The 13,933-nt window shown below is 62.2% G+C and carries 11 protein-coding genes; 7 read left to right on the plus strand and 4 right to left on the minus strand.

Annotation, left to right across the window (positions count from 1 at the left end):
- Positions 1 to 270 precede the first annotated feature (270 nt).
- From NKH63_RS22770 to NKH63_RS22785, 4 genes are all read right to left on the minus strand, one after another.
- Positions 271 to 1,296: a zinc-dependent alcohol dehydrogenase family protein gene (locus tag NKH63_RS22770; RefSeq protein WP_023718053.1), complete on the minus strand. Its 1,026-nt coding sequence runs from the start codon at positions 1,294 to 1,296 to the stop codon at positions 271 to 273.
- Between the two features lie 16 nt (positions 1,297 to 1,312).
- Positions 1,313 to 3,085 (minus strand): TRAP transporter large permease, encoded by a 1,773-nt coding sequence (locus tag NKH63_RS22775; protein WP_031193698.1) that lies wholly within the window; start codon positions 3,083 to 3,085, stop codon positions 1,313 to 1,315.
- The gene (locus tag NKH63_RS22780; protein ID WP_023718051.1) at positions 3,085 to 3,669 is read right to left on the minus strand and encodes a TRAP transporter small permease subunit; all 585 of its coding nucleotides are present in this window, start codon (positions 3,667 to 3,669) and stop codon (positions 3,085 to 3,087) included. The genes NKH63_RS22775 and NKH63_RS22780 overlap by 1 nt, the downstream gene beginning before the upstream one ends.
- Positions 3,670 to 3,873: 204 nt before the next feature.
- Positions 3,874 to 4,779, minus strand: coding sequence for a branched-chain amino acid ABC transporter permease (locus tag NKH63_RS22785; protein WP_352918839.1), 906 nt, complete (start codon positions 4,777 to 4,779; stop codon positions 3,874 to 3,876).
- A gap of 160 nt (positions 4,780 to 4,939) precedes the next feature.
- Here NKH63_RS22785 and NKH63_RS22790 point away from each other — a divergent pair, with 160 nt between their 5' ends.
- The 7 genes from NKH63_RS22790 (at position 4,940) to NKH63_RS22820 (ending at position 13,926) form a co-directional block, all read left to right on the plus strand.
- Positions 4,940 to 5,563, plus strand: coding sequence for a CGNR zinc finger domain-containing protein (locus tag NKH63_RS22790; RefSeq protein ID WP_352484382.1), 624 nt, complete (start codon positions 4,940 to 4,942; stop codon positions 5,561 to 5,563).
- Positions 5,556 to 6,101, plus strand: coding sequence for a hypothetical protein (locus tag NKH63_RS22795; RefSeq protein WP_023718048.1), 546 nt, complete (start codon positions 5,556 to 5,558; stop codon positions 6,099 to 6,101). The genes NKH63_RS22790 and NKH63_RS22795 overlap by 8 nt, the downstream gene beginning before the upstream one ends.
- A gap of 224 nt (positions 6,102 to 6,325) precedes the next feature.
- Positions 6,326 to 9,805, plus strand: coding sequence for an indolepyruvate ferredoxin oxidoreductase family protein (locus tag NKH63_RS22800; protein ID WP_352918841.1), 3,480 nt, complete (start codon positions 6,326 to 6,328; stop codon positions 9,803 to 9,805).
- A gap of 152 nt (positions 9,806 to 9,957) precedes the next feature.
- On the plus strand, positions 9,958 to 12,270 hold the full coding sequence (locus NKH63_RS22805; RefSeq protein ID WP_352859850.1) for a putative bifunctional diguanylate cyclase/phosphodiesterase: 2,313 nt from the start codon (positions 9,958 to 9,960) through the stop codon (positions 12,268 to 12,270).
- Between the two features lie 244 nt (positions 12,271 to 12,514).
- Positions 12,515 to 13,198, plus strand: a complete 684-nt coding sequence (locus NKH63_RS22810) for an N-acyl amino acid synthase FeeM domain-containing protein (RefSeq protein WP_245278538.1) — start codon at positions 12,515 to 12,517, stop codon at positions 13,196 to 13,198.
- Positions 13,199 to 13,307: 109 nt separating this feature from the next.
- Entirely contained in the window at positions 13,308 to 13,457 is a 150-nt protein-coding gene (locus NKH63_RS22815; RefSeq protein WP_023718043.1) for a DUF3096 domain-containing protein, read from the plus strand.
- Positions 13,458 to 13,701: 244 nt separating this feature from the next.
- On the plus strand, positions 13,702 to 13,926 hold the full coding sequence (locus tag NKH63_RS22820; RefSeq protein ID WP_023718042.1) for an aa3-type cytochrome c oxidase subunit IV: 225 nt from the start codon (positions 13,702 to 13,704) through the stop codon (positions 13,924 to 13,926).
- The last annotated feature ends 7 nt before the right edge of the window (positions 13,927 to 13,933 follow it).

Below are 13,933 nucleotides of genomic sequence, written 5' to 3' on the forward strand. Positions count from 1 at the left end.
GTCTCCTGCCACGGGTTGAATGCGGACAGGCTTCGACCGAAGAGCGCAAACCGGCGGGACCGCTACATCCGAAAATCCGGACGTGACCCGACCGGCTCTCGAGTTTCGCCTCGCTTGCCGGCCGCGGGTTCTCCCACAAGTAATGTGGCGAACAGGCTTCCCCGAGCATCGTGCTCAGGACGGGAAGAGCCGGACTACCGAACCGGCAATGTCTTTTTCGGCGTAGTTTCTGTAACCGGTCGCCCCGCCGGTGGCAACTGGCCCGATCGATCAGCCCTGAGGCACTACCAGGACCTTGACCTCACCTGGTGCCGACGGGTTGGCAATGATCGCCACCGCCTCGTCGAGGTCGACTTGTCGGGATATCAGCCGGTCTACCTCGATCGCACCCGAGGCGATGAGATCGGCGGCCCGGCGATGGGTAAAGGGATTGAGGAAGGAGCCCAGGACCTTCAACTCGCGGAACAGCAGGTCGAACGGTTCGAACGCCGCTTTCATGCCTTGCGGCATGACGCCGACGACGACAATTGTGCCGCCCGCCTTGGCCAGCCGCATCGCCTGCTCGACGGTGTCTTTCACGCCGGCGCATTCGAACACCACGTCGACGCCGCCCGGCATCAAACCCGACCGGCCGACGATCGCGTCGGTGATGTCGGAAGCGCTGGGATCGACCGTCGCCGTTGCGCCAAGTTCCTCGGCAAGGGCGCGCCGCGAGGCCTGGCGCGTCGACAGGATGATGGTCGTCGCACCGGCGAGCTTTGCCAGTTGAACGGTGAGCAGGCCGATCACGCCGCCGCCGAGCACGGCAACCGACGAACCTGGTCTGATCGCGGCAAGGTCCACGCCATGCAGGCAGCAGCCGAGCGGCTCGCAGAACGCACCATGCGTCGGCGTCAGATCGCCTGGCAGGACGAAAGCCTGTTTCTGCGGCAGGGCAAGATATTCGGCAAAGCCGCCATCGCGATGGATGCCGATGGCACGCAGATTGCCGCAGAGGTTGACCCGGCCGGCCTGGCAATGCGCGCACCGGCCGCAGGCGATGTTGGGATCGCCGGTGACGCGGTCGCCGACGGCAAAGCCGGATACGGCAGGTCCGATCGCCTCGACGATGCCGGAGAATTCATGGCCGAGAGTCACCGGCGGCGTGCACGGGAATTCGCCATGGAAAAGATGCCGGTCGGTGCCGCAGACGCCGCACGCCTCGATCCGCACCAGCAGCTCGTCCGGTCCGGCAGTCGGTTTCTCGACCTCGCACACGGCGAGGCCGCCCACTCGCTCCAGTCGCACCGCCTTCATGGCTGCCGGGCCTTCGTCAATTGAAACTCGGTGGTTGCGACAGATCGGTTGCCGGTGCCGCCGGTTTCGCGGGCGGCTTTTCGTCGAAGCTTGGCGGCTGCGACAGGTCCTGCGCGCCGGGCGCAGCGGGTGCCGTGCTGCCACCGGCCGGCGGCGTGCCGAGCGGCGACAGGCTGGGCATCTCCGGCACCTTGATGTCGATCGTCGCTGGATCGACGACGGCGCCTTTGTAGTGCATCACCATCTGCGGGAAGGCGATGGTCAGGCCGATCATGATCACCTGGATACAGACGAACGGCACTGCGCCCCAATAGATCTGCCCGGTGGTGACGGGCGCGATCTGTTTGCCGGTGAGCCGGTCGAGATAGGGCACGCGTGCGGCGACCGAGCGCAGATAAAACAGCGCGAAGCCGAACGGTGGATGCATGAAGCTGGTCTGCATGTTAACCCCGAGCAGCACGCCGAACCAGATCAGGTCGATGCCGAGCTTGTCGGCCGCCGGCGCCAAAAGCGGCACGATGATGAAGGCGAGCTCGAAGAAATCGAGGAAGAAGGCGAGCACGAAGACGAGGATGTTGACGCCAATCAGGAAACCGACTTCACCGCCCGGCAGCGACGTCAACAGGTGCTCGACCCAGATGTGGCCATTGACGCCGTAGAAGGTCAGCGAGAACACCCGCGCGCCGATCAGGATGAACAGCACGAAGGACGACAGCCGCGTCGTTGAGGCCAGCGCCTGCTTGACCACGTCGAGCGACAGCCGCCCCTTCATCGCCGCCATCGCCAGCGCGCCGACGGCGCCCATGGCGCCGCCCTCCGTCGGCGTGGCGATGCCGAGGAAAATGGTACCCAGCACCAGGAAGATCAGCGCCAGCGGCGGGATCAGCACGATGATCACCTGCTGTGCCAACCTCGACATCAGGTTGATCTTCAGGCGCTGGTCGATGATCGCCACGACATAGATGAAGATCACGCCGATGGTGGCGCCGAGGATATCGGCATTGCCGCCATGGTTTGGCGCGAGGTAGCGATACGCGGCATAGGAAACCACCACCGCCGCCAGCAGCGCCGCCAGCAGCGACAGCACACCGTGACCGAGCGTGCGGGCCTCCAGCGGCAGTGCCGGCATCGACTTCGGCCGGACGATCGACATGAGCAGGATGTAGAGCATGTAGATGCCGGTCAAAATGAGCCCGGGGATCAGCGCCCCCTTGTACATATCGCCGACCGAGCGGCCGAGCTGGTCGGCCAGCACGATCAGCACCAGTGACGGCGGGATGATCTGGGCGAGCGTGCCCGATGCTGCGATGACGCCGGATGCCAGCCGCCGGTCGTAGCCGTAGCGCAGCATGATCGGCAGCGAAATCAGCCCCATGGCAATGACGGAAGCCGCCACCACGCCGGTCGTCGCGGCCAGCAGCGCGCCGACGAAAATCACGGCATAGGCCAGGCCACCACGAACCGGTCCGAACAACTGGCCGATCGTGTCGAGCAGGTCTTCGGCCATGCCGGATCGTTCGAGCACGATGCCCATGAAGGTGAAGAACGGGATCGCCAGCAGCGTGTCGTTCGACATCACCCGGCTGCCGTAGAAATTGTCCGGCAACGCGTGCAGCAACGGCCAGGCGAGGTTGATCGAGCCGCCCGAATAGGGCGACAGCAGCACGCCGATGAAGAAGAACATCAGGCCGTTGGCGGCAAGCGAGAAGGCGACGGGGTAGCCGATCAGCAGGAAGAAGATCAGCGAGGCGAACATGATCGGCGCCATGTTCTGGGCGATGAACTCGATCACGAGCGCACCTCTTCGACGAGCGCCTTGGCTTCTAGCTCGGCCTGTTCATGCACCGATATGAATGGAGTGGGATCGTCCATATGACCGCGCATGATGGCGATTTTCTTGATGATTTCGGAAATGCCCTGCAGCGCAAGCAGGAAAAAGCCGACCAGCAGGATCGCCTTCGCCGGCCAGATGATCAGCCCGCCGGAATTGTTCGACATCTCGCCGCTGCGATACGACAGCGACACATAGGGAACGAAATAGACCACCATCAATGTCACGAACGGCATCAGGAAGAAGACGTGACCGAAAAGGTCGATCCAGTGCTGCACGCGGCGCGAGAACATGCCGTAGACGATGTCGATGCGGATATGGTCGTTCTGCTTCAGCGTGTAGGCGGCGGCCAGCATGAAGGCGGCGCCGAACAGATACCACTGCAATTCCAGCCAGGCGTTCGAGGACATGTCGAACAGCTTGCGGATGACGGCGTTAGCGGCGCTTACCAGAATTGCGAGCAGGATCAGCCACGATACCCATTTGCCGATGAATTCGTTCAAACGGTCAATGGTTCTGGAAAGAGCGAGAAGCCCTGCCATGCATTCCTCCCTTGTGTCAGAGCGCGGCGGTTCCCTGTCCGTTGCGCCGCTGTGGACCAACGGTATGCAGTGCGTGGTTCGGCGGGTCAACACGGGCCTGCCCGCATAAACACAGTTGTGAGGTGACGACCGGCAAAAAAGCTGCCGCGTCCTTTGCATGTCCAAGGACATGCGGCTCTTTCACCAACCAAAGTCGGGTGCGGCTCAGGCGATCTTCTGTTGGTCGCGGCCGGCGCCGATCAGCACAAGCATGGCGACGAGGAACAGGTATATCCAGGCATCGCGCCATTCGAGCGGGAAATAGCCGGCCCATAGCGATTCGGCCATGCCGAAAGCGGCGGCGCCCAGTGCCGCCCGCAGCGGCGAAAGATAGCCGCCTACTGCCGTCACGAACAGGATCTTCAACCCGTAGACCAGGCCGGTGCCGAAGCTGATGTTGCCGTAGTAGAAGCCGGCGAGCACGCCGGTCAGCGCAGCGCAAAGGCCGCCGAAAAGCACCGCACGCCGAAACACCGCGCGGACATCGACACCGCACATCGCAGCAGCCTTGGGATCGTCGGAAACGGCGCGCCAACTGCGGCCGAAGCTCGAATGTGTGAAGCCCCACGCAGCCAGCGCAATGGCCGCCAGCACGGCAGCGCAATCTAGCAACTGGATCAGCGTCAACGTCGCCTTGAAGCTGGCACTCTGCGCGAAGACGATGGTCTGGGCCAGCATCGGTGGCAACCACAGATCGTGGGTGTTGGCGGCGATGCGGCTGGCTTCCGACAAGACCAGCAATATACCGAGCGTTGTCACCACGATCGCATTGGGCGAGCGGTCGGCCAAGGGTTCGAAGATGCTTCGTGACAGAACGTGGCTGATCAGCGCCGCGTAGAGAAACGCCGCAACTATGCCGAGCGCGACCGATGCAAGCAGCGTCAGCCACAGTGCCTGATAGCCGAATGCCGCGGTGAGGATCATCGTTTGCCCGCAAAAGGCGAACAGCGCGCCATAGGCAAGATTGGTGCGGTGCAGGATGCCGTTAGTCAGCACATAGCCGAAGGCAAGCAGTGCGTAGAGCGCGCCCGAATGCAGCCCGTTCAGAACCTGCTGGAAGAAATAGAGCATGCAAAATCCTCGGTGCATGGCTCCGAATAATCGGAAATCGACTTTCGCTGGGATCATGCACAAAATCAAAGTGCTACAAGCCGCGGCGCTCGCAGCCGTGAAGAGCGTTGCACTCGGAATCTAACTTGTCAAATGCGATTTATCGGTTAGATTTCATCGCATGACGGTATCCTGGACTCCGCACCGCTTCACCGGCGGCATGCTTGCGCTCGACACGGCGAACACCGTTGTGCTGCGGCACCATCCGGAGAAGACCTTCGACCGTTTCGACGATCCCGCCGAGATTGCCCGCTTTGCCGAAGCCGCCAGCGGCTTTCGCGCCGCCGAGCTCGGCGGCAGGCGGCTGGAGGCCCCGTCGCCGGACAAGATCGCGCCGGTGGTACTGTCGATCCGCGAAACCACCGATCGGCTGTTTCGCCGCGCGGTGTCGAAAGGTGCGATCGCCACCGCCGACATGCCTGAATTCCTGGAAGCCTGCGCCGACGGCCTCGCCCATGGCCGCACCGAAATCGGGACGCTTGGAAAACCGTTCGGCGACCCGGCGACGCCGATCGCCTTTGAGGCGGCATTGGCGGTCTCGGCGCTGTCGCTGCTGCGCGGCGACACCATCGCCAGGCTGAGGATTTGTCCCAACTGCAGCTGGCTGTTTGTCGACCGAAGCCGCAATTCCAGCCGCCTTTGGTGCGACATGGCGGTATGCGGCAACCGCCAGAAGGCAAACCGTCACTATCGCCGCCGGACGGCGGCGAACGAGGTCCACAATGGCGAGGCCCAGAATGGCTAGGCTGTTTTCGCGCTCGATCGTTGTCGGGGTTGCGCTGATTGTGGCTGCAGCGCTCGGCGCCTGTCGCGAGACGGGCACGGACGACAACGGCGATGGCAAATTGTTCGAGATTTCAGGCAAGATATTCGTGTTCAACTATCGCCTCGCCAGGGCGACCTACCTCGTTACGCTGCGGCCGTTGCGGCCGATGGGGGAGGGGCAGGTCGCGGTCGCCAGCTTCCAAAACCCGGCCGGCGGCGAGCCGCTGGCCGTCGAGCAGAAAATCTGGCCGAAGCTCGACAAGGTGACGCTGGAGAGTCCGGCGCTTCAATGCGTCGTCAAGGACAAGCCTTACGCGATCGCGATCAGCATCAAGGACGCTGACGGCACGATCCTCCAGAAGATCGACACCACTCTGATGTCGACGGAGGACCAGTCCGTCCTGCCCGACCGGCCGCTGGTCATCGATCAGCTTTATACGCCCAATCCGGACCTTGCCGGCCACCCGGACGGCAAGTTGCCGAACGAACCTAAGCCCGACTGTTCGAAAGGTCTCTGACGCATTTTTCGACGGCATCGGATGGCGCGGAATTTTATTGCTGTCGAAAACAGCCGACGCGCGGTTTCTTACGCCGGCGGGCGCGGCGTTGATGATTTGTTGCGGACCGCCTGGCGGCTTCGATTTTGTTTGACCTCCCCGGCAAGGGAAGAAAGACTATAGGTACTTGACTCCGACGTTGGCCGCGCACCCTCCAGGTGCGGCTTCCGCACAGGAAATGCCTGATGACGCTGCACAATGTCGCGCTCGACGACAAGTTCGACCTGGCAAAGGAGCGCATCTTCCTGTCGGGTGCCCAAGCAGTCATCCGCATGCTTCTGATGCAACGCGAGCGCGACCGCCGGGCTGGCCTGAACACCGCCGGTTTCGTCTCCGGCTATCGCGGCTCGCCGCTCGGCGGCCTCGACATGCAGCTGTGGAAGGCCCGGGACCAGCTCGCGCAGTCGGACATCGTCTTCCAGCCCGGTCTCAACGAGGAGCTCGCCGCCACCGCCTGCTGGGGCTCGCAGCAGGCCGAATTGCTGGGCGAGGGCACTCGTGACGGCGTTTTTTCGGTCTGGTACGGCAAGGGTCCGGGCGTCGACCGCTCCGGCGACGTGTTCCGTCACGCCAATCTCGCCGGCTCGTCGAAACATGGCGGCGTGCTGGCCCTGATGGGTGACGACCACATGGCCGAATCCTCGACCAACGCGCATGCCACCGAGTTCCTGTTTGTCGACACCATGGTGCCGATCCTCAATCCGGCCGGTGTCCAGGAGATCATCGACTACGGCCTCTACGGCTTTGCCATGTCGCGTTTTGCCGGCACCTGGGCGGCGATCAAATGCGTCAAGGACAACATCGAATCGACGGCCTCGGTCGATGCCGCGCTCGACCGGCTAGATATCGTCATCCCGGACTTCGACATGCCGCCCGGCGGCCTCAACATCCGTAACGAGATCGACATGCTCGGCCAGGAGGAGCGGTTGCATGAATACAAGCGCGCCGCTGCTTCGGCCTTCATCCACGCCAACGGGCTGAACCGGATCGTCTATTCAGGCGGCAGCAGCCCGAAGCTTGGCATCGTCACCATCGGCAAGAGTTATCTCGACGTTCGGCAGGCGCTCGAAGACATAGGCATCGACGAAGTGGCCGCCAATCGTATCGGTATCAGGCTGTTCAAGGTCGGCTGCCCGTGGCCGCTCGACCTGCAGCACATCGCCGACTTTGCTCGCGGCCTAGACACCATCGTTGTCGTCGAGGAGAAACGCTCGCTGATCGAGGTGCAACTGCGCGAGAACCTTTACGGCACCGCCACGCAGCCGGTCATCGTCGGCAAGAAAAACGAACGCGGCGACTGGCTGTTCCCGGCCAAGGGCGCGCTCGACCCCAACGACATTGCCATCGCACTCGGCGAGAGGATCTTGCTAACGATCGGCCCGTCGGAAGAAATTGCCGCGCGGGTGGCGAAATTGCGCCAGTTCCAGGCGATGCTGGCCGACACGTCAGACATCGCCTCGCGCACGCCCTTCTTCTGCTCCGGCTGCCCACACAATTCCTCGACCAAGGTGCCGGACGGCTCGCTCGCCGCCGCCGGAATCGGGTGTCATTTCATGGCGCTGTGGATGGACCGCAACACCGTCGGCTTCACTGCCATGGGCGGCGAGGGCGCGCAGTGGGTCGGCCAGGCGCCGTTCTCGAAGCGCGAGCACATCTTCCAGAATCTGGGCGATGGGACCTACAACCACTCGGGTGTGCTGGCGATCCGCTTCGCGCTGTCGACCGACGCCAACATCACCTACAAAATCCTCTACAATGACGCCGTCGCGATGACCGGCGGGCAGCCGCACGAGGGCGGCCTGACGGTGGACATGATCGCCAGGCAGGTGCGCGCCGAGGGCGTCGAGCGCATCGCCATCGTCACCGACGAGCCGGACAAATATACCGGCAAGGTGGAATTTCCCGCCGGCGCCACCATCCACCACCGCGACGACCTCGATCTCGTCCAGCGCGAGTTGCGTTCGGTCAAGGGCGTCTCGGTGCTGCTCTACGACCAGACCTGCGCCGCCGAGAAGCGCCGCCGCCGCAAACGCGGCACCTTCCCCGATCCCGACAAGCGCATCTTCATCAACGAGCTGGTCTGCGAAGGTTGCGGCGATTGCGGCGTGCAGTCGAATTGCGTCTCGATCCAGCCGGTCGAGACCGAATTCGGCCGCAAGCGCAAGATCGACCAGTCGAGCTGCAACAAGGACTTCTCTTGCGTCAATGGTTTCTGCCCGTCCTTCGTCACCGTCCACGGCGCCAAAATCAGGAAAGCCGAAGGCATAGCCGGCACGGCCGACCCGCTCGCTGGGGTGCCGGCGCCGGCGCAATTTACACTCGGTGAACAAGGCTGGGCGGCGATCATAGACGGTGTCGGCGGCACCGGCGTCGTCACCATAGGCGCGGTGCTCGGCATGGCAGCCCACCTCGAAGGCAAGGGCTGCGGCATGATCGACATGGCCGGCCTCGCCCAGAAGGGCGGCTCGGTGTTCACCCATGTCCGTATTGCCCGCACGCCGGACGACATCCACGCCATTCGCGTATCGGCCGGCAAGGCCGATCTCGTGCTTGGCTGCGATCTCGTCGTTTCGGGTGCAAAGAAGGTGCTGGCCGCGGTGCGCGAAGGCCATACCATCTTCCTCGCCAACACCGCCGAGATCATGCCGGGCGAGTTCGCCCGTTCGGCCGATTTCTCGCTGCCTATCGAGCGGCTGAAGAAAGCGATAAGAACTGCCGCGGGCGACGACAAGGCGCATTTCTTCGACGCGACCCACACCGCCACCGCGCTGTTCGGCAGTTCGCTCGGCGCCAACATGTTTATGCTCGGCTTCGCCTTCCAGCACGGCGGCTTGCCGCTGTCGGACGAGGCGGTCGAGAAGGCAATCGAGCTCAACGGCGAGGCGGTGGCGATGAATATCGCGGCATTTCGCTGGGGTCGCCGCGCCGCCCACCAGCCGGATTTCGTGCGCGGCCTTCTCACCCAGCCGGGCAAGGCCACGCAGCCTGCCGCGATTGCCGAGACGCTGGACGACATCATTGCCCGCCGCGTCGCCTTCCTGACCGCCTATCAGAACGCCGCCTATGGTAAGCGCTATGCCGACAGACTGGCAGCGCTGCGTAAGGCCGAAACCAAGCTCGTGCCCGGTTCGACCGTGGTGACCGAAGCTGCCGCAAAGAACCTGTTCAAGCTGATGGCGATCAAGGACGAATACGAGGTGGCGCGGCTCTATACCGACGGCTCCTTTGCCGCAGATCTCGCAAAGCAGTTCCAGAGTTACGACAGGCTCGAATTCCATCTCGCACCGCCGATCATGGGCAGGCGCGGCAGTGACGGCAAGCCGAAGAAATCGAGCTTTGGTCCGTGGATGATGAACGGGTTCCGCCTGCTGGCGGCGATGAAGGGCCTGCGCGGCACCGCTTTCGACCTGTTCGGCTACAGCGCCGAGAGGCGTATGGAGCGGCAGCTTCTTGCCATCTATGAGGCCGACCTGGAGCTTGTCGCCGGCGCGCTGGCACCGGGCAAGATCGAGGCCGCTGCCGCGCTTGTCGCGGTGCCGGCGCTCATCCGCGGCTATGGCCACGTCAAGCGGGCCAGTGCCGAAAAAGCCGCCGGCGAACGCCAGCGTCTGCTCGACCGCCTTTCGACGGCGCCGCTCCGGCCGCAGCTTCAAGCCGCCGAATGATTCAGCGCTGCGATACCCGTTGTTTACCTGAACTGTAGTTTCCCTGTTTCCGCAGCGTCAACGATGGACGCCGGCAGGGCTCGAACCGCCTCTCTAAACCTTTCTTAAGGCGAATGTGACACTGCTGGGTTCCCCAGGGTTGGGATCCAGGCGTGAATCTGAGACGAAAAAACGAGATTCCGGTCGACGTTTACATTCCGTTCGTGGAAACCCTGTTTCGCGACGGCGTTACGCTTTCGATCGGCATTGTCGCGCAGACCTTCCTGATCGGCCTTGTCTGGTGGAAAAGCGGCGACCCGCTTTATCTGCTTGTCGCGATCGCGATGGTTCTCGTCGGCATCTTCCGTATGAGAAACTTCCGCAAATACAACAGCTTGCCCCCGCCGGCGACCTGGGAAGAGGCGCACAAGCGCGAGAACGACTACATCCTCTATGGCTCCTTGCACGGGCTCACGCTTGGCGCCTTCTGCCTGCTTGGCATCTATTTTGCGCGCGACAATTTCGCTGAGATCGCCTCCGTCTGCCTGACGCTGGCCACGGCCACCTCCATTGCCGGGCGCAACTATGGCTCCCCGCGCATGGTCACCATCCTGACGCTTGCCTTGACGTGGCCGATCTCGTTGGGGTTCCTTTTGCGTGGCGATATCTACCACATCCTTCTCGGGCTCCTGTCCGCCCCATTCCTGTTTGCTATTCGCAAATTCGCCGACACGGTCCGCGACGTGCTTTTTGCCGCCGTCTCGGAGGAAAAAAAGGCGAACCGCATCGCACAGCGTTTCAACCGCGCCCTCAACACCATGTCGCATGGTCTTGTCATGCTCGGTCCGGACGGCCGGGTAGCGGTGGCCAATGCCGAAGCCGCGCACCTGATGTCGCTCAAATCGCCGGATGCCTTGCTCGGACGGTCGATCCACGGTCTGCTGATGCGCGGCGTTGCCGGCGGCATGCTGGCGCCGAAGGATTGCCGCTACATCGAAGCCCAACTGACGCGCGCCCTGCGCGAGGGCCGCGACCGCAAGGTTCTGGTCTCGCTCGCCAACGGCCAGCACTATGAATTTTCTGCCCGGGAAGGCAGCCAGGAACTGGGCGTCATCACTTTCGAGGATGTGACCGCCCGCGTCGAGGCGGAGGACAAGATCCGCTTCATGGCGCGCTACGACAGTCTCACCGGTCTGCCCAATCGCGCCTATTTCCATGAGCTGGTCGTGGAGGCCATGGCCTCGGGCGATCCGGACCGTCTCTGCGGGCTGGTCGTGCTCGACCTCGACGATTTCAAGAGCGTAAATGATACGCTCGGCCATCCGGTCGGTGACGGTTTGATCTACGCCGTCGCTGAGCGGCTGGCCGCGATCGCCGGGCCAGGTATCACCGTCAGCCGCTTCGGCGGCGACGAGTTCATGATCTTCTTCGAACGCATCGAAGATGAAAGCCATCTGACCGGCCAGGTTGATGAGATCTTTGTCAATCTACAGGGCGAGGTCGATGTCGCCGGCCACGGATTGCGCATCCAGGCCAGCGGAGGTGCGGCGCTCTCGCGGGTCAGGGATACCGACGTCGATGCCATGATCGTCAAGGCCGACCTTGCACTCTACAAGGCAAAGGAGCTTGGCAAGAACGGCTGGCGGCTGTTCGAGGCCTCCATGGACGCTGCCTTCCGCAGCCGCCAGCTGATGAAGGCGGATCTGCGCAGTGCGGTGGAAAACAAGGAGCTGCGAGTCGTCTACCAGCCGATCGTCGCGATGAACACGATGCGGATCGCCAGTTGCGAGGCGCTGTGCCGCTGGGATCATCCCGACCTCGGGCCGATCTCCCCCGGTATCTTCATTCCTCTTGCGGAGGAAATGGGCATCATTTCCGACATCAGCACTTTCGTCCTGCATGCGGCCTGCACGGAATGCGCCAAATGGCCGGCCCAGACCAGCGTGTCGGTCAATCTCTCGGCCAAGGATTTCCGCAATCGTGATGTCATCCAGAAGGTTCGCGATGCGCTGGCCGGTTCCGGTCTGCCGGCCGACCGCCTCGAGATCGAGGTCACCGAGACGGCGCTGCTCGATGACAAGTCGCTGACACGCCAATATATCGAGGAATTGAAGCGGCTCGGCGTTCGCATCGCGCTCGACGATTTCGGTACCGGTTATTCGAGCCTGAGCTATCTCCACAAACTGCCGCTCGACAAGATCAAGATCGATCGCTCGTTCCTGATCGACGTTACCCAGAACAGCCGGTCGCTCGAATTGCTCAAGGGCATCGTCAACCTGTCACGGCCGCTGGGACTTTCGGTTACCGTCGAAGGTGTCGAGACCTTCGAACAGCTCAAGATCCTAGCATTGCAGGTCAAGCCGGACCTGGTCCAGGGCTTTCTGTTCGGGTCGGCACTCAGCGCGTCCGGCATCGAGACGATGTCAAGCACCGTCTGGCCATTCGCCAAAGACATCCAGACCGCAAGGAAGGCGCCGCGGCGCTGATTTGCGCTGAAAACCGCGTATTTTAGTATAATTTTATTAATTGTTAACCTTAACGAGCGGTAAACGAGCTCGTACTTATTTTCATCTTTACATCTCATGACCCGTCCGTAGTGTCGGCTGGTGGCGGTAATCGCGGGGAATAGAGTTCATGTGTGCCCAGTTGAGTTCGCTCGGCCATGCGGCGAGCGCGGGCGGTGAAAATTCGTCCGAAACTATGTCTAGTTTCGCCAGGAATGTTTCGGCGATGCTGGAGCGGACGGAATACCGCCGTTGCGACAAGGGCGAGGATCTCGAGGACATCTATCGCCTGCGCTACAAGTCGTACCGTTCCAACGATATGGTTCCCGATAACGAGAACCACACCATTCACGACGAACTCGACGAGGTGCCTAACGTCTTCCGGTTCGGTGTCTACATCGACCAGGAACTCGTCAGCACACTGCGTATTCATCACGTAACGCTGTCGACGCCAAGATCGCCTTCCACCAAAGCTTTCGGTGACATCGTCATGCCGATGCTCGAGGAGGGCATGAGCTTCGTCTGCCCCAGTCGGTTCGCCTCCGACCCGGAATGGTCGCGCGTCTATCCGCAAATACCCTATCTCACGCTGCGGCTCGCCGGCATGGCATGTTTTCACTTCAACGCGCCCTATTGCCTTTCGACCATCCGCGAGGATCACGCCGGCTTCTACAAGCGGATCTACTACGCCGAGAAGATCAGTGAGCCTCGTGCCTATCCTGGCGTCTATAACAAGGTCGTGCTCTACCGTGCTGATGTTGGCGCTATTCGCGAACGGTCGCTGTCGCGCTTTCCATTCTTCCGTTCGACGCCAATGGAGCAGCGTATGTTATTCAATGCGCCCGGTGCCGGCGAACTCGCTCCGCTGACCATCCTGCCTACCGCCAAGTATTTTCGCGAAGCCGCCTGAACGAGCCCATGGAGCCTTCCGGTAGCTTCGGCGTTCTGGGCAAGGTGCTGGTGGTAGGCTGGCATCCGCCAAGCATCGCTTCGATAGCGATCCGATCCAAGGAACCGATATGACCATTTCGACACTCGCCCTTACCCCGCTTATCTCGCTGATTGCAGGCGTGCTGATCCTGGTGATGCCGCGGCTGCTCAATTATATCGTCGCCCTTTATCTGATCGTTGTCGGCCTGCTCGGGCTGTTCCCGCATCTCGCCAGCTAACGACATCGGCAATAGCGGACCTGCCATCCATTGTGATTGGTATCGCCGCGCTCCGACCCGCCTCGTTTCAGGGGTTGGGTCAGTCATAGCCGCTGCGCACGTTGCGGCACATCATTGACGCAGCGATTTCAAGTTTCGCTTGAGACTGTTGGCTGCGGCGCTGCGGCGATGCGGCAATAGCGCCATTGCCCTTAACGCGGCTTTTCGCTATGTGCCTGAAAGATGTCTTCGAAGGGGTATTCCTATGGCTGAACACACGCCGACCGGTCCTGTCGAACTGGGCGCGAAGATGGACTATGCCGAGCACGACCGCACCTATGCCGGCTTCCTGATGCTGGCCAAATACGGGTCGCTGTTTTGCGCCGCAGTGCTTCTGGCCATGGCGTTCGGCTTCTTTGTGGGCGGCTTCTTCTCGGGGACCATCCTGTTCGTTCTGATCCTGGCCGTCGGCGCCTTTATTCTCCGATAACTCCTCC

Source organism: Mesorhizobium sp. M0960 (assembly GCF_040319055.1).
GTDB lineage: Bacteria > Pseudomonadota > Alphaproteobacteria > Rhizobiales > Rhizobiaceae > Mesorhizobium.

Excerpts from the sequence above, each read along its gene's own strand:
- NKH63_RS22820 (WP_023718042.1), top strand. The coding sequence starts at position 13,702 with ATGGCTGAACACACGCCGACCGGTCCTGTCGAACTGGGCGCGAAGATG.
- NKH63_RS22815 (WP_023718043.1), top strand. The coding sequence starts at position 13,308 with ATGACCATTTCGACACTCGCCCTTACCCCGCTTATCTCGCTGATTGCA.
- NKH63_RS22795 (WP_023718048.1), top strand. The coding sequence starts at position 5,556 with ATGGCTAGGCTGTTTTCGCGCTCGATCGTTGTCGGGGTTGCGCTGATT.
- NKH63_RS22780 (WP_023718051.1), bottom strand. The coding sequence starts at position 3,669 with ATGGCAGGGCTTCTCGCTCTTTCCAGAACCATTGACCGTTTGAACGAA.
- NKH63_RS22800 (WP_352918841.1), top strand. The coding sequence starts at position 6,326 with ATGACGCTGCACAATGTCGCGCTCGACGACAAGTTCGACCTGGCAAAG.
- NKH63_RS22790 (WP_352484382.1), top strand. The coding sequence starts at position 4,940 with ATGACGGTATCCTGGACTCCGCACCGCTTCACCGGCGGCATGCTTGCG.
- NKH63_RS22770 (WP_023718053.1), bottom strand. The coding sequence starts at position 1,296 with ATGAAGGCGGTGCGACTGGAGCGAGTGGGCGGCCTCGCCGTGTGCGAG.
- NKH63_RS22810 (WP_245278538.1), top strand. The coding sequence starts at position 12,515 with ATGCTGGAGCGGACGGAATACCGCCGTTGCGACAAGGGCGAGGATCTC.
- NKH63_RS22785 (WP_352918839.1), bottom strand. The coding sequence starts at position 4,779 with ATGCTCTATTTCTTCCAGCAGGTTCTGAACGGGCTGCATTCGGGCGCG.